Origin of the sequence: Pseudomonas sp. Marseille-Q5115, from assembly GCF_916618905.1 — a bacterium.
In the GTDB taxonomy this organism is placed as follows: domain Bacteria; phylum Pseudomonadota; class Gammaproteobacteria; order Pseudomonadales; family Pseudomonadaceae; genus Aquipseudomonas; species Aquipseudomonas japonica_A.
Genome location: NZ_CAKAKI010000001.1, coordinates 3,181,803 through 3,198,647 on the forward strand (window position 1 = coordinate 3,181,803; position 16,845 = coordinate 3,198,647).

17 protein-coding genes and 1 pseudogene are annotated in these 16,845 nt (G+C 63.8%); 10 read left to right on the plus strand and 8 right to left on the minus strand.

Going from position 1 to position 16,845, the window contains the following annotated elements; all coding sequences use genetic code 11:
• The 9 genes from LG385_RS14630 (at position 1) to LG385_RS14670 (ending at position 7,708) form a co-directional block, all read left to right on the plus strand.
• Positions 1-168: a cbb3-type cytochrome oxidase subunit 3 gene (locus LG385_RS14630; protein WP_225774883.1), complete on the plus strand. Its 168-nt coding sequence runs from the start codon at positions 1-3 to the stop codon at positions 166-168.
• Positions 161-1,075, plus strand: coding sequence for a cytochrome-c oxidase, cbb3-type subunit III (gene ccoP, locus LG385_RS14635; protein ID WP_225774884.1), 915 nt, complete (start codon positions 161-163; stop codon positions 1,073-1,075). Before LG385_RS14630 ends, ccoP begins: the two co-directional genes overlap by 8 nt.
• The gene (locus LG385_RS14640; protein WP_225774885.1) at positions 1,072-2,409 is read left to right on the plus strand and encodes a 4Fe-4S dicluster domain-containing protein; all 1,338 of its coding nucleotides are present in this window, start codon (positions 1,072-1,074) and stop codon (positions 2,407-2,409) included. Before ccoP ends, LG385_RS14640 begins: the two co-directional genes overlap by 4 nt.
• The gene (locus tag LG385_RS14645) at positions 2,406-2,942 is read left to right on the plus strand and encodes a FixH family protein (RefSeq protein WP_225774886.1); all 537 of its coding nucleotides are present in this window, start codon (positions 2,406-2,408) and stop codon (positions 2,940-2,942) included. Before LG385_RS14640 ends, LG385_RS14645 begins: the two co-directional genes overlap by 4 nt.
• Entirely contained in the window at positions 2,939-5,380 is a 2,442-nt protein-coding gene (locus tag LG385_RS14650) for a heavy metal translocating P-type ATPase (protein ID WP_225774887.1), read from the plus strand. Before LG385_RS14645 ends, LG385_RS14650 begins: the two co-directional genes overlap by 4 nt.
• Positions 5,377-5,553, plus strand: coding sequence for a cbb3-type cytochrome oxidase assembly protein CcoS (gene ccoS, locus LG385_RS14655; RefSeq protein WP_225774888.1), 177 nt, complete (start codon positions 5,377-5,379; stop codon positions 5,551-5,553). Before LG385_RS14650 ends, ccoS begins: the two co-directional genes overlap by 4 nt.
• On the plus strand, positions 5,546-6,238 hold the full coding sequence (locus LG385_RS14660) for a sulfite exporter TauE/SafE family protein (RefSeq protein WP_225774889.1): 693 nt from the start codon (positions 5,546-5,548) through the stop codon (positions 6,236-6,238). Before ccoS ends, LG385_RS14660 begins: the two co-directional genes overlap by 8 nt.
• A 130-nt stretch (positions 6,239-6,368) precedes the next feature.
• Positions 6,369-7,103, plus strand: a complete 735-nt coding sequence (gene fnr / locus LG385_RS14665) for a fumarate/nitrate reduction transcriptional regulator Fnr (RefSeq protein ID WP_225774890.1) — start codon at positions 6,369-6,371, stop codon at positions 7,101-7,103.
• Between the two features lie 56 nt (positions 7,104-7,159).
• Positions 7,160-7,708, plus strand: a complete 549-nt coding sequence (locus LG385_RS14670) for an adenine phosphoribosyltransferase (protein ID WP_181114907.1) — start codon at positions 7,160-7,162, stop codon at positions 7,706-7,708.
• Positions 7,709-7,776: 68 nt separating this feature from the next.
• Here the strand turns inward: LG385_RS14670 and recR are convergent, their stop codons facing one another.
• The 4 genes from recR to dnaX form a co-directional block, all read right to left on the minus strand.
• Positions 7,777-8,379, minus strand: coding sequence for a recombination mediator RecR (gene recR, locus LG385_RS14675; protein WP_225774891.1), 603 nt, complete (start codon positions 8,377-8,379; stop codon positions 7,777-7,779).
• Positions 8,380-8,454: 75 nt separating this feature from the next.
• Entirely contained in the window at positions 8,455-9,486 is a 1,032-nt protein-coding gene (locus LG385_RS14680) for an NADP-dependent oxidoreductase (protein WP_225774892.1), read from the minus strand.
• A gap of 224 nt (positions 9,487-9,710) precedes the next feature.
• Entirely contained in the window at positions 9,711-10,037 is a 327-nt protein-coding gene (locus LG385_RS14685) for a YbaB/EbfC family nucleoid-associated protein (RefSeq protein ID WP_181114914.1), read from the minus strand.
• 27 nt (positions 10,038-10,064) lie between these two features.
• On the minus strand, positions 10,065-12,113 hold the full coding sequence (dnaX, locus tag LG385_RS14690; protein WP_225774893.1) for a DNA polymerase III subunit gamma/tau: 2,049 nt from the start codon (positions 12,111-12,113) through the stop codon (positions 10,065-10,067).
• 157 nt (positions 12,114-12,270) lie between these two features.
• Between dnaX and LG385_RS14695 the strand changes: the two genes are divergently transcribed.
• Positions 12,271-12,756, plus strand: a complete 486-nt coding sequence (locus LG385_RS14695) for an N-acetylmuramoyl-L-alanine amidase (RefSeq protein WP_225774894.1) — start codon at positions 12,271-12,273, stop codon at positions 12,754-12,756.
• Positions 12,757-12,759: 3 nt separating this feature from the next.
• Here LG385_RS14695 and LG385_RS14700 read toward each other — a convergent pair whose 3' ends face one another.
• From LG385_RS14700 to LG385_RS25785, 4 genes and pseudogenes are all read right to left on the minus strand, one after another.
• Positions 12,760-13,020, minus strand: a complete 261-nt coding sequence (locus LG385_RS14700) for a hypothetical protein (protein WP_225774895.1) — start codon at positions 13,018-13,020, stop codon at positions 12,760-12,762.
• Between the two features lie 96 nt (positions 13,021-13,116).
• Positions 13,117-14,598: a hypothetical protein gene (locus LG385_RS14705; RefSeq protein WP_225774896.1), complete on the minus strand. Its 1,482-nt coding sequence runs from the start codon at positions 14,596-14,598 to the stop codon at positions 13,117-13,119.
• An 11-nt stretch (positions 14,599-14,609) separates the two neighbouring features.
• A complete protein-coding gene (locus LG385_RS25780; protein ID WP_413247382.1) occupies positions 14,610-15,890 on the minus strand; it encodes an autotransporter outer membrane beta-barrel domain-containing protein in 1,281 nt (426 codons plus the stop codon).
• Between the two features lie 108 nt (positions 15,891-15,998).
• Positions 15,999-16,808 (minus strand): annotated as a pseudogene (locus LG385_RS25785) (right-handed parallel beta-helix repeat-containing protein); the annotation flags it as partial.
• Positions 16,809-16,845: the final 37 nt, after the last annotated feature.

Sequence of the window (16,845 nt, forward strand, 5' to 3'; positions counted from 1 at the left end):
ATGGATATCGGCACCCTGCGTGGCCTCGGCACTTTGATCGTACTGCTCGGCTTTGTGGCGCTGTTCAGCTGGGCGTGGAGCGGCAAGCGTCGCGCGGCCTTCGATGAAGCCGCCGCACTGCCCTTCGCGGACGAACCCCACGGCCACGGCGAGCAACCCGATGAGTAGCTTCTGGAGCCTGTACATCAGCGTTTTCACCTTGGGCACCCTCGCGGCGCTGGGCCTGCTGTTATGGGCTACGCGCCACGGCCGGGGTTCGGTGGAGCACGAAGGCTTCGACGGCATCGAGGAACACGACAACCCCCTGCCGCATTGGTGGCGTTGGCTGTTCATCGCCACTCTGGTGTTCGCCGCCCTGTACCTGGCGCTCTATCCCGGGCTGGGCAACTGGCGCGGGCTGCTGGGCTGGACCAGCGCCGGGCAGTGGCAAGCGGAGCAGGCGCAGGCACGGCAGATGTATGGCCCGCTGTACGCACGCTTCAAGGCGATGCCAATTGAAGCCATAGCCAAGGACACGCAGGCACTGGCCATGGGCGCTCGGCTGTTTGCCAGCAATTGCGCGCTTTGCCATGGCGCCGATGGCAAGGGGGCCCCTGGCTATCCTGACCTTACTGATAGCCTGTGGCGCTGGGGCGCGGACCCCGCGGCACTCGTTGCCAGCATTGGCCAGGGCCGCACAGGTGTGATGCCGGCCTGGGGCGCCGTGTTGGGTGACCAAGGCACGCGAGACATCGCCGCCTATGTGCTGCAGCTCAATGGCCGCCCAGTGCCCGACGCCGAAGCGGCAAACGCAGCCAATGGCGCAGCACGCTATGCCCAGGCCTGCGTCGCCTGCCATGGCTCTGCCGGCCGCGGCAACCCCCTCGTGGGCGCGCCCGATCTCACCCAGGCGCAGGGGTTTATTTACGGATCCGGCTTTGAAGACGTGCGTCGCAGCATTCATGAAGGCCGCCAGGGGCACATGCCCGCTCAGGCGCAGTTGCTGGGTGATGACCGGGTACGGGTGCTGGCCGCCTATGTATACAGCCTGGCCCAGCCAGCTCAGCCCTCCTCCGATACTGAGCCCGCGCCATGAACCGCCTGCCATTGCGAGACATCACGCAAGCTGTGCCCGTGTCGCGCCCGCGCAATCGCCTGCCGCGCAGGGTGAATGGCCGGTACACGCGCCTGCGCCAGGTAATCGGTGCCTGCCTGACAGCGGTGTTCTTCACCCTGCCCTGGTGGCGCTGGAACGGGGAGCAGGCGGTGTGGCTGAACCTGAGACAAGGCCGTTTTAGCCTGTTCGGCGCCAGCTTCTGGCCAGAAGACCTGAACCTGCTGGCCTGCGCCTTGATCGTGGCTGCGTTCGCGCTGTTCTTCGTCACGGTAATCGCTGGCCGAGTGTGGTGCGGGTATGCATGTCCGCAAACCCTATGGGCGGCGATATTCACGTGGTGCGAACGCCTCACCGAGCGCGGCCTCCGCAATGGCCGGCCCAAGGCTGCGCGCCGAGTGGCCAAACACTTGCTATGGCTTGGCGTAAGCGGCTGGACCGCGGTTACGCTAGTAGCGCTGTTCGTACCGTGGCACACCCTGCTGCCAGCCCTGGTCGGCGGAAATCTCGGGCTGCCCACCTTGGGCTGGCTGGGCGGTATCACCCTGGCGACCTATGGCAATGCCGGCTGGCTTCGAGAACACCTGTGCGTTTACCTGTGCCCCTATGCACGCTTCCAGGCCGTGATGTTCGACACCCACACGCCGGTGGTGGCCTACCACTCTGACCGCAACGATTGTGTGGAATGCACGCTGTGCGTGCAGGTGTGCCCCACCGGCATCGACATTCGCGAAGGCTTGCAGATCGCCTGCATCGCCTGCGGCGCGTGCGTGGATGCCTGCGACGGGGTGATGGCCAGAATGAATCTTGCGAAAGGTCTGGTGGCTTATCGCGGCACCGCCCCCTCCGGGCGCCCCAAAGGCCCTACACTGGGCCCGCTACGGCACCCGCTATGGCGCCCGCTGCTGCGCCCGCGGCGGGTAGGCTACGGCGTTGCGCTGCTGGCAAGCCTGGCCGTTCTGGGTTACGGGCTGGGCAGCCGGCCGCTGGTGTCGCTCAGCGTGAGCAAAGACCGCCTGCTGTACCGGGACCGTGGAGACGGGCACATCGAAAACCTATACAGCCTTACCCTGATGAACAAGAGCCAGCATACCCGCCTCTATCAGCTTAGGGCCACAGGCCTCACGGAGTTCGCCTGGCGCGGCGTAGCGCAGTTGAGCCTGGCACCTGGCGAGCAGCGCACGTCAGCCATCAGCCTGGCGCTGCCCTACGCTCGGGCCACCCACCAGCCAGTGAGTTTCGAGGTGAGCGAGGCAAGCTCATCAGCATTACCCGAGGCGCGAGCCGCCAGCCTGTTCACTGGGGTGGCCCGATGAAAAACGCTTCCAGCCGCTGGTACAGCCACCGCTGGCCCTGGTTCATCGTTGCCCTGCTGGGCGGCTCGGTAGCCGGAAGCATTGGCCTGCTGGTGCTTGCCATCAACACGCAAGATGCGGTGGTGCATGACCATTACCGCGACGCCGGCAAAGGCGTCGACCGCGAGCTTGGCGCAGACCTGCTGGGCCGCAAGCTGGGCCAACGCGCGGAGCTTGAACTGGACAGCCTGACCGGCGAAGTGCGCCTGCGGCTGCGTGGCGCCAGCAAGCCCGAGCGGCTGGCCCTCAACCTTGTTGCGCCTGCGCAGGCAGAGCGGGACCTGCACCTGGTACTGCTGCGTGGGCCTTCCGCTGCCCGAGGTATCACTCAATACCGTGGGCAGTTCGAAGGCCAAGTGACGGGCCGCCACCTGGTGGAATTGCTGGGCGAGAGCCCCGAAGGCACTTGGCGCATCTATGAACAGGAATGGCTGGTGCCCGACCACCCGGTAACCCTGGGCGATGATGCACTGAGCGGGGCCCTTGCGCCGTGACAGCCGCTGCCCGCCTCGGCGACCCTGCGCCGGTCAGCTGCTTTCATTGCCAGGCGCCAGTGCCCGCGGCGGTACTGGACCGCCACGCCAGCGAGCTGCTGGGCAAGCGCCAGGCGTTCTGTTGCCAAGCCTGCCGTTGCGTGGCTGAAAGCATCGCGCAGGCCGGGCTGACGCAATATTACGAGCACCGTGACCAGCCGCCTTCGCCACCTCTTCTTCCCTCACCTCATGCAGACGACCATGCCGACACGCTTGACGCTGCTGGCGCCCTTGACGGATTCGTCAGCGAGGCGGGTAACGCGGCCCGTATCACACTGGCGCTCGAAGGGGTGCATTGCGCCGCCTGTGGCTGGCTGATCGAACACTGCCTGCGCGGGTTGCCAGGCGTTGAAGCGGCGGAGGTCAACGTCAGTAGCCGGCGCCTGAGCCTTGTATGGCACCCGCGAACGTTGCCGCTAAGTCGCGTTTTCCGCCAGCTGCAGCGCATCGGTTACCACGCCAAGCCGTGGCGTGCCGATGAGGCTGCCATTACTCAGGCCCTGGAAGCGCGAGCGGCGCTCAAACGCCTGGGAGTAGCGGGCATACTGTGGTTTCAGGTGATGATGGCCACGATGGCGACGTGGCCAGAGTTCAAACTGGGGCTCAGCCCGCAATTGCACACCATTTTGCGCTGGGTCGGGCTGTTCCTCACCACACCCATCGTGTTCTACAGCTGCGCGCCCTTCTTCCACGGCGCCTGCCGCGCCTTGCGGGCCCGGCAAGCCAGCATGGACCTTTCAGTCGCGCTGGCCATCGGCGGGGCCTACTGCGGCGGCATTTACACGGCCGTGACAGGCAAGGGCGAGCTGTATTTCGATACGGTTGGGATGTTTGCGTTCTTTCTACTGGCAGGCCGCTATCTGGAACATCGCGTGCGGGCCCGCGCCGCTCAAGCGGCCGTGAGCTGGGAACAGCAGTTGCCCCCCAGCTGCCTGCGCCTGGGGCATGAAGGGATCAGTGAACGGGTGCTCACGAGCGCGCTCAGGGTGGGCGACGAAATCCTGGTACCGCCGGGCGCTACCGTGGCCGCCGACGGTGTCATCCTCCTCGGCCATTCCCGGCTGGACGAAGCCCTGCTGACCGGTGAGTTCAAGCCCTGCGCTCGTGGGCCTGGGGATTGCGTGAACGCTGGGACGATAAACCTGGGTCAACGGCTGCGTGTACGGGTCACGGCAGTGGGCGATCACAGCCAACTGTCCACCATGGGCAGGTTGCTGGAGCGTGCCCAGGCCCAAAAGCCGGCCCTCGTACGCCTGGCTGACAAGGCAGCGCGGTGGTTTATGCTCGCCTCGCTCTGCGCGGCTGCGCTGTTTGGTGGCCTATGGTGCTGGCTGGACCCCGCCCAGGCCCCTTGGGTAGTACTGGCGATGCTGGTGGCTACCTGCCCGTGCGCGCTGTCACTCGCCACGCCCACCGCGCTCGCCGCCGCCCTGAGCGCGCTGCAGCGACAAGGCGTGCTTATTACCCGAGGCCATGTGCTGGAGACCCTGGACCGAGTCGATACCCTGCTGCTGGACAAGACTGGCACGCTGACCGAAGGCCGGCCCCGGCTGGTGAGTATCCAGCCTTTGGGCGCGCGGTCGCAAAGTGATTGCCTGGAGTTGGCCAGTGCACTGCAACAGGATTCGGGCCATCTGCTGGCCCATGCGTTTCCATCAGCGTGGGTGCTGGCTGAAGCGGTGCAGGCGGTGCCGGGGCTGGGGCTCGAAGGCTTGGTCGAGGGGCGACGGCTGCGCCTGGGCGCGGCACGTTGGGCGAGCGCGCTTTCACGCAGCACCGAACCCACGCTTCCAGACAGCGAGCGGCAATGGCTTTTGTTGGCTGACACTGAAGGCCCACTGGCCTGGTTTGGCCTCGACGACCATCTGCGCGACGACGCGCTGGCGCTGCTGAAGTTCGCCCGTCGCCGAGGCTGGCGCGTGTTGGTGGCGTCCGGTGACAGCACTGGCACTGTGATGTCGCTGAGCGAGGCCCTGCACATTGAGGCGCATGGAGGATTGTTACCTGCTCAAAAGCTGCAACTGCTGGAGCGGCTGCACAGCGAAGGAAGAACCGTGTTGGCGTTGGGCGATGGCAGCAATGACGCTCCGTTGCTCGCACAAGCCGACGTTGGAATCGCCATGGGCCAAGGGACCGACCTGGCGCGAACGAAGGCCGACGCGGTATTGCTCACCAACCGGCTTGCCGCAGTGGTGAGCACCCTGCGCACGGCACGCCGCTGTCGGCGCGTGATCGTGCAAAACCTCGCTTGGGCCAGCGTCTACAACGGGCTGGTGCTGCCGTTCGCGGCCATGGCGCTGGTCACGCCGGCCTGGGCGGCCGCAGGCATGTCGCTGAGCTCACTACTGGTGACCCTCAATGCCCTGCGCTTGAGCACGCCCATGAGCCACACCGAATGAGCGCGCTGTATTACCTCGTTCCCGCCGCGTTGTTGATCGTCAGTGCGATCCTGTGGCTGTTCGTGTGGGCCGTGAACAGCGGGCAGTATGACGACCTGGACTCGCCCGCGCGGCGCCTGTTGATGGACGAGGACAGCGCCCCCCAGAGACGCCGCGAGGCGCCCGATGACTGAGATGGTTTCCATCGTGGCCACGGCCTTCATGCTGGGCTTGCTGGGCAGCGGCCATTGCCTGGGCATGTGCGGCGGGCTGATGGGCGCGCTTGCCACCGCGGCCACGCCTGGCCGGCCGCCTCGGCTCGCCTTGCTGCTGGGCTACAACCTGGGCCGAGTCAGCAGTTATGGCCTGGCCGGGCTGGCCTTCGGTGGCCTTGGCATGGCCGTGGCGCACAGCCCTGCGTTCACCCTGTTGCGCACTCTGGCGGCGATGCTGTTGATTGCCCTGGGCGCGTACCTGGCTGGCTGGTGGCACGGCGTTACCCGGGTAGAAGCCCTGGGCCGTGGGGTATGGCGTTATTTGCGGCCGCTGAGCCAGCGGTTGTTGCCACCGCGCAGCACGTCCCAGGCCATGGCACTGGGTGCGGTGTGGGGCTGGCTACCGTGCGGGCTGGTGTACAGCGCCCTGCTATGGAGCGCCGCTCAGGGCGATCTGCTCAAGAGCGCCCTGAGCATGATGGCGTTCGGCTTGGGCACCTGCCCGATGATGTTCGTCACGGGCATGGCCAGCCATACCTTGCTGACCTGGTTGCGACGCCGGGGGGTGCGCATGGCGGCTGGCGTGCTGGTGATTGCCTTTGGGCTATGGAGCGTGCCAGGGCCGCATCAACACTGGGTGATGGCGCGGGTGAGCCTCGGGTAGGCGTTGCTCGTGGTGTGCGCTGCACTGTTAGCATGGATCCTCTAACAGCGGCCGGGCGCGCCCGCCCTGCCCCTGCGCTGGAAAAAATCGGTTACCCTTGCGTTTTACAAGTGATTCAAGGAATTTCAAGATGTCCGAGCCACTTAAACAAGGGGCAGGCCATCAGGCGCACTGCAAGGATTGCAGCCTGGCCCCCTTGTGCCTGCCATTGTCCCTGAACCTGCAGGACATGGACGCGCTGGACGCTATCGTCAAGCGCGGCCGCCCGCTGAAGAAAGGTGAGTTTCTGTTCCGTCAGGGCCATCCTTTCGGCGCCCTCTACGCGGTGCGCTCCGGTGCCCTGCGCACGTTCAACCTCAGCGATGGCGGCCAGGAGCAGATCACCGGCTTCCACTTACCCAGCGAGCTGGTCGGGCTATGCGCCGTGGACACCAATTATTACCCGGTGTCGGCGGTGGCGCTGGAAACCACCTCCGTGTGCGAAATCCCGTTTGATCGGCTGGAAGACCTGGCCGCGCAACTGCCGCAACTGCGGCGCCAGTTGCTACGGTTGATGAGCCGCGAGATCCGCGACGATCAGCAAATGATGCTATTGCTGTCGAAAAAGAGCGCCGACGAGCGGATCGCCACGTTCCTCATCAACCTGTCGGCCCGCTTCCGCGCCCGGGGCTACTCGCCCAATCAGTTCCGCTTGAGCATGTCGCGCAATGACATCGGCAATTTCCTGGGGCTGGCAGTGGAAACCGTGTCGCGGGTATTCACCCGCTTCCAGCAGAGCGGGCTGATCGTAGCCGAAGGCAAGGAAGTGCGCATTCTGCAGCCGGTTGAACTATGCGCGTTGGGCGGCGGGGCGATGCAGGGCTGACCATGACCGGCACCAGGCGGGTATAATCCCCGTTTTTGTGCCTGCCGAGACGTACCATGTCCTTCGACGATTCGACCATCAAGTCCCTGATCCGCCCCGTTGTGGACTTCCCCAAGCCCGGCGTGGTGTTTCGCGACATCACCCCGCTGTTTCAATCGCCACGGGCGATGCGCACGGTGATCGATCATTTCGTGGAGCGGTATGTGGAGCAGAACGTTACCCACATCGGAGCCATGGACGCCCGCGGCTTCCTGATCGGCGCCGTGGTGGCCCACGAACTGAACAAGCCGCTGATCCTGTTCCGCAAGCAAGGCAAGCTCCCGGCCGACGTGATCTCCGAGGGCTATCAGACCGAATACGGCGAAGCCTTCCTGGAAGTGCACACCGACAGCCTGTGTGAAGGCGACTCGCTGGTGTTGTTCGATGACTTGATCGCGACGGGTGGCACCCTGCTGGCCGCGGTGAACCTCACTCGCCGCATGGGTGCCCATGTGCACGAAGCCGCTGCCATCATCGACCTGCCCGAACTGGGCGGCGGCCAGCGCCTGATCGAAGCCGGCGTGCCGGTATTCAGCCTTACCGCGTTCGCTCTGGATGAGATGTAGGCCTGATTTAAAGGTTCGGGGGCTTTGCCCCCTCCTACACGGGCTTTAAGGAATCCAGGATTCGGCCATCAGAGCGCCATCGGCTTGCGCCCCGCAAGGGAGTGAGCCAAGGTGCCGCCGTCGACCATTTCCAGCTCGCCGCCCAGGGGCACACCGTGGGCGATGCGGGACACCACCAGGCCTTTTTCGCTGAGCAGTTGCGCGATGTAGTGGGCGGTGGCTTCGCCTTCAACGGTGGGGTTGGTGGCCAGGATCACTTCGGCCAGGCTCGTTTCCGCTTCCACACGTTGGATCAGCTCCGGAATGCCGATGGACTCCGGGCCCAGGCCATCGAGCGGTGACAGGTGGCCCTTGAGCACGAAATAGCGGCCTCTATAGCCCGTCTGCTCTACCGCGTACACGTCCATTGGCCCTTCGACCACGCACAGCAGGGCGTCATCCCGGCGTGGGTCGGCGCACTGCGGGCACAGTTGCTCCTCGGTAAGGGTACGGCACCGTTGGCAGTGCCCTACCCCGTCCATGGCCCGGGCCAGCGCCTGGGACAGCCGGGCACCGCCCGTACGGTCGCGCTCCAGCAATTGCAGCGCCATGCGCTGGGCGGTTTTCTGACCGACGCCGGGCAAAATGCGAAAGGCATCGATCAGTTGACGGATCAGTGGGCTGAAGCTCATTCAGAAACAACCTGACAAAAAACGGCGGAGACGCGGGTTATACCCGCGCCCCTGCAACGGGTCAACGTTCCCCGATCAATCACTCACCTTGACTACCAGCTTGCCGAAGTTCTTGCCTTCCAGCAGGCCGAAGAATGCCTCCGGGGCTTTCTCCAGGCCCTCGACCACGTCCTCGCGGAACTTGATCTTGCCGTCACGGACCCACGGCACCATGGCCGAGAAGAACTCGGCCTGGCGGTCCTTGAAATCATCCATCACGATAAAGCCCTGCATGCGTACTCGCTTGGTGAGCAATACCCGCGGCAACAGGCTGAAGCGGTCCTTGCCCTCGGGCAATTCGTCCGCGTTGTAGTGGGCGATCAGGCCGCACAACGGGATGCGCGCGTGAGCATTGAGCAACGGCAACACCGCCTCGAACACCTTGCCGCCCACGTTCTCGAAGTACACATCAATGCCCTTGTCGCAGGCTACCGCCAGGTCTTGGGCGAAGCTGTCGCTGCGGTGGTCGATACAGGCATCAAAGCCCAGCTCATCCACCACATAGCGGCATTTGTCCGGGCCACCGGCCACGCCCACCACCTTCAAGCCCTTGAGCTTGGCCACCTGCCCCACCACCGAGCCCACCGCGCCGGAAGCGGCGGCCACCACCAGGGTTTCACCTTCCTTGGGCTGACCGATGTGGGTCAGGCCCATGAACGCGGTCATGCCCGGCATTCCTAGCACACCCAGCGCCATCGAAGGCTGGGGAATGCCAGCCGGCAATGGCAGCAACCCGGTACCGTCGGAAATGGAGTGGGTTTGCCAGCCCGTGATACCGACCACAAGGTCGCCTTCCTGGAATTTCGGGTGGCGCGATACTTCAACCCGGCTCACAGCCCCGCCGGTCATCACCTCGCCGATTTCCACCGGTGGTGCATAAGACGGCGCGTCGCTCATACGGCCACGCATGTAAGGGTCCAGCGATAGCCAGAGCGTGCGCAGCAGCACCTGACCGTCCTCCAAAGGAGGCAGGGTTTGGGTTTCGCTACGGAAGTTTCCAGCTACAGGTTTGCCCTTCGGCCGGGAGGCGAGGACGAAACGGTGATTCTGGATGGCGTCGGCGGCCATAAGCGCGGCTCCTTCAATGGGGGTTGAAGGAAGACCGCGCTGGCCAGAGGGCGTTCGCTATATTAGAACCAAGGAAAATGTCTTCGAGCGAAGGTCAGGCAAGGCGAAAACAGGCGAGGAACGGACCGGGCTGGCGACCCAGTTTACTGGTTGTAAATGAGAATTCCGACCGGGCTGGCGATCCAGCCTGTTTTCAACGCAGCATCACCGATGCGCAGATACATTTAGAAAGGCATTTTGAAGCCAGGGGGCAACTGCATCCCCGCCGTCATCCCCGACATCTTGTCCTGGCTGTTCTGTTCGATCTTGCGCACGGCGTCGTTCACGGCGGCGGCGATCAGGTCTTCCAGCACTTCCTTCTCTTCCTGCATCAGGCTGTCGTCAAGGGTGATGCGCTTGACGTCATGACGGCCGGTCATCACCACGCTCACCAGGCCTGCGCCCGATTGGCCGGTGACTTCGGCATTGGCCAGTTCTTCCTGCATCTTGGCCATTTTTTCCTGCATCTGCTGGGCCTGCTTCATCAGGCCTGCCATGCCACCTTTCATCATGGGACGGTTCTCCACTCTCGTTCGGTTTCATTCGCCCTGGTTGGCCAGGGCGTCCAGGGGTTCAATGGTATCGTTGCGCACGGTGGCGCCAAACCGTTCCATCAGCTGGCGGATGAACGGGTCGGCGGCGATTGCCTCCTCGGCCTCGTGCTGGCGCTCGGCGCGCCGACGGGCAGCGGCCTGGGCGGGGGTTTCCTGTTGCGGCCGCACCAGTTCTATCTTCACTGTGAGCGTGCGGCCCAGGTGCTGGTTCAAGGCGTCGTTCAGGCGCCGTTGTTGAGTGGCGTTGAACAGCGCGCCCTGGGCCGGGTCCAGGTGCAGCAGCCAGGTATCGCCATCCACGGCGACCAGGCTGCAGTTGGCGGCAATGCTACCGGTAAGGCCCGATACCGGCAGCTTCGGGAACAGCTCCAGCCACTGCAGCGCCAGGCCGCTAGCGGGCGCGGCGGCAAGGGCCGGCTCGGGCGGGGTTACCGGCTCGGCGGCGTGGCTGGCCAGGTCGTCCAGGTAACCATAGCTGGCAGGGTCGGCATCGCCCGGGTAATAGTCATCGTCGGCCGGCGGCTCGTCGTCGCGCAGCATGCCGGCGGGCTGGTATTCGATAGGCGCGCCCGCGTTGTCGTCCAGTTCGGCGTCCTTTTCAGGCGCCGGGAGCACCACACTCGCCGGGGTTGGCACGGGCATGGGCGGCAGTTCCGGCGGTTCGGCGCGGGTGTCCAGGATAGCCTCGGGCGCGGGTGCCGGTGCCAGCATGGGCACTTCGGCATCGCTGGCGGCGGGCTCGTTCCAGGGCAGGCTCGGGTCGTCGGAGGCGATGGCTGGCGCCGCTGGCGCTGTCATGAGCCGGGGTTCGGGCGTTGGCTTGGGTTTTATCGGCTCGGGCTGCGCAGGTGCTGTTACAGGCGACGCGACCGGGGCCACCGCCTCAGGGGAATCAGCCGTGGCCTGGCTGATCCCCGCCGGCTTTAGCTGCGCTGGCGGCGCCTGCTCGCCTGCTGGCCGGAACGCCAGCATGCGCAGCAGTACCATTTCGAAGCCGCCGCGTGGCTCGGGTGCCAGCGGCAGGTCTCGGCGCCCGATCAAGCCCATCTGGTAGTAAAACTGCACGTCTTCGGCCGGCAGCGCCTGTGCCAGTGCCAACACCTGCTCGCGATCACCCTGGCCGTTGTCCACGGCCTCCGGCAGCGCCTGGGCGATAGCGATACGGTGCAAGACGTTGAGGATTTCGGCCAGCACACCGGCCCAGTCCGGCCCCTGCTCTGCCAGGTGGCCGATCGCTTCTAGCAACGCCTTGGCATTACCGTCCAGCAACGCCTGTAATACGCCGAATACCTGCCCGTGGTCGAGGGTGCCCAGCATTGCGCGTACGTCCGCGGCCTGCACCTTGCCCTCGCCGAAGGCAATGGCCTGGTCGGTGAGGCTCATGGCGTCGCGCATGGAGCCATCGGCAGCGCGGCCCAGCAACCACAGCGCATCGTCTTCGAACGGGATGTTCTCCGCGCCCAGCACGTGGGCCAGGTGCTCGACCACCCGCTCGGGGGTCATGTTCTTCAGCGAGAACTGCAGGCAGCGGGACAGAATGGTCGCCGGCAGCTTCTGCGGGTCTGTGGTGGCGAGGATGAACTTGACGTAGGGCGGCGGTTCTTCAAGCGTTTTGAGCAAGGCATTGAACGAGTGCGACGAGAGCATGTGCACTTCGTCGATCAAATACACCTTGAAGCGGCCACGGCTGGGTGCGTACTGCACGTTGTCCAGCAGTTCGCGGGTGTCTTCGACCTTGGTGCGGCTGGCGGCGTCGATCTCGATCAAATCGACGAAGCGCCCTTCGTCCACTTCCCTGCACACCGAGCAGGTGCCGCAGGGCGTGGAGGTGATGCCGGTTTCGCAGTTCACGCACTTGGCGATGATGCGCGCGATGGTGGTTTTGCCCACGCCACGCGTCCCGGTAAACAGGTAGGCGTGGTGCAGCCGCTGGTTGTCCAGCGCGTTGATCAGGGCCTTGAGCACATGGCCCTGCCCGACCATTTCGCGGAACGAACGCGGCCGCCATTTACGTGCAAGAACCTGATAACTCATGGAAAACCGTCACGACCTGAAGCTTTGGACCGCCAATCGTAGCCGAGCGGGCGGGAAAAAGCATCCGCCCCGGCGTAGCCGGTAGCCTTTCCTGGTTGGCGTTCACGCCCCGCCACGCTTTGCTGTGCGCCCGTTTTCACTGCAAAGGACGCAGCCCATGACCACCATTTCCCTCAAGCAACGCTCGCGCACAGACTGGCTGGTAGTGCACTGTTCCGCCACCCGCGCGGCCGCGATGGTGCGCGCTTCGGACATCCGCGCCTGGCACCTGTCCCAAGGCTGGGCCGATATCGGCTATCACTACGTGATCTGCCGGGATGGCAGCGTGGACCGGGGCCGTGATGAAAGCACCGTGGGTTCCCACGTGAAAGGCTTCAACCAGGCATCGGTGGGCATCTGCCTGGTGGGCGGCCTGGATGCGGCGGGCAAGCCGGAAAACAACTTCACCCCGGCGCAATTCGCCAGCCTTCACCGCTTGCTGGCCGAACTCAAAGGCCGCTATCCCGGGGCGACGGTCCGCGGGCACCGGGACTTCTCACCGGACCTGGACGGCAATGGCCGAATAACCCCGAACGAATTCAGCAAGGCCTGCCCATGCTTCGACGTGGCGCAGTGGCTGGCAGCCCATCCGCTGCCGTGCTGACCCTCATTCAGGCCGCAAGCGCACCGTATAGTGTGCTTCTATGCCTTTCATCTTCGGCTGGAAGTGCGTGTTGCTGATCAGATAGCTGGCAACTTCACCGTCGGGCTGGTGATGCTCGAGGGTATCGCCAGCGCCGGCGTTGAGGGTTTCTTCCCAGATCAGCGCCTTGTTGGCTTCCAGCCGCGTTTCGAAGGGGCCGAAGCGGGTGCCGTCGATACGCAGGATATACACCGTATCCAAGGGCTGGCTAAGCGACTGTTCCACGTGCGGCTACTCCGTAACAAATTCATTAATCACTTCCGGTGAAATATGAAGTAGCGAGGGTGCCTTGTAAATGCGAGCTATCGGCTGGCGCGTTGGTCAGTCGACAAGGTTCAACTGTCGAACCGGGAAATTGGGCACGCCGGCCGGTGGCCAGGTGGCGCCACGGTCCCAGCTCACATAGGCACGCAGCCGAAGCGGATTATTACGCAGAAAGAGCGCGATATCGGCTTTGGGTACGACCTGGGTAATCCCGGTGGCCAGCTCAGCCTGGGTCACCGCACGCCGGTCCACCACGACCTTCTCGTACACGCCGCCGCTTTGCAGGGTTCCGTAAAGGGTCAACTTCACGCGCTGATCGGTACTGATCAACGCCCATTTCTCAAGAATCAAAGTTGCGCCGTTAGCCGGTATCCGCGCAAGGCTAAGGTAGGTGAAGCCTTCCGCTTCCCGGCATCGCACCATGGGGAACTGATCTGCGCGCATGGCCGAAACCGCCAGCGTAGTCACTGCCGAAGGTTCGGCCCCGCTGTGGGCGTACACCGTATAACCGACCGCCAGCGTGCGGCTCAGGTGCGCGCCGATGGCGGTGGGAGGGACGGTAAATACCCAGGGACGGTGCGCTGCGGCAAGCCGAGCGGACGTCCAGCCTCCGGCCTGATCGGCCTCGCCCCACTGCAGCACGATGGCTTCATCCTCATATATCACCGCGTCGGGCGGTACTTCGACCGTGACACCTTGCAACGCCCGAGACGGGTCGAGGCTTTGCCGAGGGGGCGTGCCGGTTCCTTGCGTTACCGACGGTGGCGGCAGGTCACGGGGAACCGGAGCGGCGGCAACGGTGATCGAAGAAGGCCACGATGGGCTGCCTTCGTTGCCCGCACGGTCTACCGCCCGATAATAAGCGTAACGCGTACCGTCACCCCGATCGCGCAACACCTGCCCCTGGTACGCATAGGTCACCTTGGGCGCTTGAAGGTCTTCCTGCGACAACACCCAGTCGCCCACCCAGTTTTCATCAGTGGGCAACGCCTTGGCCAGGCTCTCGCTCCAATAAAACTGCAGCGTGTCACCTGGCCTCAAGTCGCTGAGCGAGAGCACCTCTACTTCTATTTGGTCCCCATGGGTTTCGAGGTAATGGGCAGTAACGGTGCCTGTCGGGGCAAGGTCGTCAGGGAAGACGAGCGACTGTCCCCCGGCCGGTGCAGTAAGGTCGATCCACAGCGATATTTTCCGCGACCGACCGTATTCGCCATTGGCAAGCTGAACACGGTAGTCCAGTGCATGTTCGCCTTCTTCCCAGTGGCTCATATCCACGTCGACGAACAGGTCGTCGTCGGGGATAGGCGCTATCCACTGCTTGTGGCCCAGCTCTTCACTCCCTCGGTATATCCAGAGTGTCTCCGGATGCTCCGGCGTAGGGCGCGAGTTCAGCCATGGAACAACCTGAACTCGCACGGGGGCAGAGCGTGCTGCGGTCGGCAGGAGGTGCGCCCGGGGGTCGCCTGGTACCGGGGGAAGCGCCGCTTCTATCAGCAGCTCTTCGTCGATTACATCGTCATCCAACGCTTCACCCCTCATACCACCTCCTTTTACCAGTGATAACGCAGCCCGACATTGACACCCCAGGGCTGCTCGATGGCCTCGCCGTGGCTGTAATCAAAGTCGGCGTGCAATTGCAGACGATCAGCGACCGAGACCGCGATGCCGGCGCCCAATTCGCCGCGAGAACCCGCCAGGTCGTTGTCGAACCGGTTACCGTTCACCGATACGGCATTATTGCGAGCGAACTCTCTGGCCACCGTCGCACGTACGTAGGGCTGTACTTTCTGGCCGCTCGACAGATCGAAGGTCCGGCCGGCTGTCACACCTGCCTTGCCCAGCAGCGAGCGCGCGCGGTCGCCATCTGCCTGCATGCCATTGTTCAGGTCGTAGTCGCGGCCTTGTACCGCCAGGGCGGTCCATTGGGTGTAGGGTTCCAGGAAGTAACCATCGTCCAATTCGATATGGCGCCCGAACTCGGCGCTGACACCGGCGCCGACAGTGTCGTAGTTCCCCTTGGCGCGAGACTCGTCGCTCAGGGTCACGTCGGCCTTGTTGCGGAAGCGGTTCGCCTTGATCGTGCCGTCGAAGTAGTAGCCGCTTGCCTTGTCGAACCACGTGGTGTACAGGCCCGCGTAGTAGCTGTTCACCTCACCGGTGGTGCCGCGGGTGAGGTCCAGGTTGGATTCGCTGTAGCCTGCCATCACGCCTACCAACCACTGCCCGTCCCCCCAAGGGGCGGCAGCGTCGGCCCCCAGGGAAAGACCATGCTGATACTGGCTGTAACCCACACCATTACCCGTGGCCACGTTGAACTTGTTGCCGTAGGAGCGCAGCCAACCGCCGGATTTGCCTTCCGTCAAGCGCAACTCACCCATGCGGCTGCGCAAGGTGCTCATTTCGCCATACCACACAGTGGGCGTAGCGTTGAACAGCGCCAGCACCGAGGCCGTACCCGGCGTGATCTCGTCAGTGGGGGTGAGGTACCAGTCATTGCCGTTCTGCACCAGGTCGTACTGGTAGGCACCTACGTCCACGCGCCCGTTGAGCAGCGAGAACCGGGCAACACCATCGGCCGTTTCAACCACCTGGATATCATTGCCGGTGGCCGCGTCCTGGCCGCTGGCGGCGATTTGCAAGGTGTGGTCCCCGGCTGAACTACCGGTGATTTGCAGCAGATCGGAGGTGTCTGTGGAGAAGTCGGTATGCAGGGCAAAGTTGCCAGCCCCGGAAAGTTCGCCCACCTGCAGGGTAAAGAAGTCACTGCCTTCGCCCAGTTTCACGGTCCCGCCGTTCATGCTCAGGGCCGCGAGGCTGGCGCTTTCGACCATGTTCCACTGTGCATTGCTGTCTACGGCAAGGCTGTTGAGGTTCTCGAGGCGGCCGGTCCAGCTGGCGCCGTTGCGCAACAGCAGGTCCCCGGTGCCGCCGTTGTCGACTACGTAGTCGCCCACGATGGCGCTGTTGTCTGCGGTCACATGCCCGTTGGAACCATCGTTCACATGGACCGCCACGCCGCCGTTGCCCGTCAGGGTGGTGCCATCTTGCAACAGGATGTCCGCTTCGACTGGGTAATAGGCCTCGAAACCTACTTCGATCGCCGCTTTGCTGGTTCCGACGACCTGACTCCCGATCAGGGTGAGTGCCGAAGATCCCATGCCTGGGATAAATTCACCAAGCATGACGCCACTCTCCCCGGTGATGGTGCTTTGGCTCACCGTGGCGTTTGCGGACCACAGCTCCATGCCCGCAGACGTTTCTCCAGTCACAGTGCTGTTGCTCATCTCAAGCGAGCCCTGGCTCACTTGTACACCGCCGCCGACGCCGCTGATGACGGAATTAATGATTTGCAGCTCCCCCCCGGGGCCGAGGTGCACTGCGTAGCTGTTACCTGGCCTTGTATCGAGGTTGGTCACCTGGCTATTGCTGAGTACACCGCTACCTGTGAAAGCGGCTTTATGGTTAGAACTATCCGGTACTGCGGTTTTTGTAATGACTACACCATCGAATAGTAAACGACCACCCGGCATTGCGCTGACTGTCAGGATTGAAGCATTTTTGGCAGTAAGGGTGGCGCCATTTCGAACATCATAGTATTGGCCCGTATCACCAGTTATTTCCGTGTCCGTACTGATGACTACGGCATGGGCCGACAACGGAAAAAAAACAAGCGTTGCAACTGCATGGTAAATATTCCTTTTCAACGCACGTTCAATAGAAAGCGCAAGTACACTATTCGACTGATGCATTTTTCCCTCGCTACTGGCATGAAGACATGATCACGGC

Excerpts from the sequence above, each read along its gene's own strand:
- LG385_RS14630 (WP_225774883.1), top strand. The coding sequence starts at position 1 with ATGGATATCGGCACCCTGCGTGGCCTCGGCACTTTGATCGTACTGCTC.
- ccoP (WP_225774884.1), top strand. The coding sequence starts at position 161 with ATGAGTAGCTTCTGGAGCCTGTACATCAGCGTTTTCACCTTGGGCACC.
- LG385_RS14640 (WP_225774885.1), top strand. The coding sequence starts at position 1,072 with ATGAACCGCCTGCCATTGCGAGACATCACGCAAGCTGTGCCCGTGTCG.
- LG385_RS14645 (WP_225774886.1), top strand. The coding sequence starts at position 2,406 with ATGAAAAACGCTTCCAGCCGCTGGTACAGCCACCGCTGGCCCTGGTTC.
- ccoS (WP_225774888.1), top strand. The coding sequence starts at position 5,377 with ATGAGCGCGCTGTATTACCTCGTTCCCGCCGCGTTGTTGATCGTCAGT.
- LG385_RS14660 (WP_225774889.1), top strand. The coding sequence starts at position 5,546 with ATGACTGAGATGGTTTCCATCGTGGCCACGGCCTTCATGCTGGGCTTG.
- fnr (WP_225774890.1), top strand. The coding sequence starts at position 6,369 with ATGTCCGAGCCACTTAAACAAGGGGCAGGCCATCAGGCGCACTGCAAG.
- LG385_RS14670 (WP_181114907.1), top strand. The coding sequence starts at position 7,160 with ATGTCCTTCGACGATTCGACCATCAAGTCCCTGATCCGCCCCGTTGTG.
- recR (WP_225774891.1), bottom strand. The coding sequence starts at position 8,379 with ATGAGCTTCAGCCCACTGATCCGTCAACTGATCGATGCCTTTCGCATT.
- LG385_RS14680 (WP_225774892.1), bottom strand. The coding sequence starts at position 9,486 with ATGGCCGCCGACGCCATCCAGAATCACCGTTTCGTCCTCGCCTCCCGG.
- LG385_RS14685 (WP_181114914.1), bottom strand. The coding sequence starts at position 10,037 with ATGATGAAAGGTGGCATGGCAGGCCTGATGAAGCAGGCCCAGCAGATG.
- dnaX (WP_225774893.1), bottom strand. The coding sequence starts at position 12,113 with ATGAGTTATCAGGTTCTTGCACGTAAATGGCGGCCGCGTTCGTTCCGC.
- LG385_RS14695 (WP_225774894.1), top strand. The coding sequence starts at position 12,271 with ATGACCACCATTTCCCTCAAGCAACGCTCGCGCACAGACTGGCTGGTA.
- LG385_RS14705 (WP_225774896.1), bottom strand. The coding sequence starts at position 14,598 with ATGAGGGGTGAAGCGTTGGATGACGATGTAATCGACGAAGAGCTGCTG.
- LG385_RS25780 (WP_413247382.1), bottom strand. The coding sequence starts at position 15,890 with ATGGTCGAAAGCGCCAGCCTCGCGGCCCTGAGCATGAACGGCGGGACC.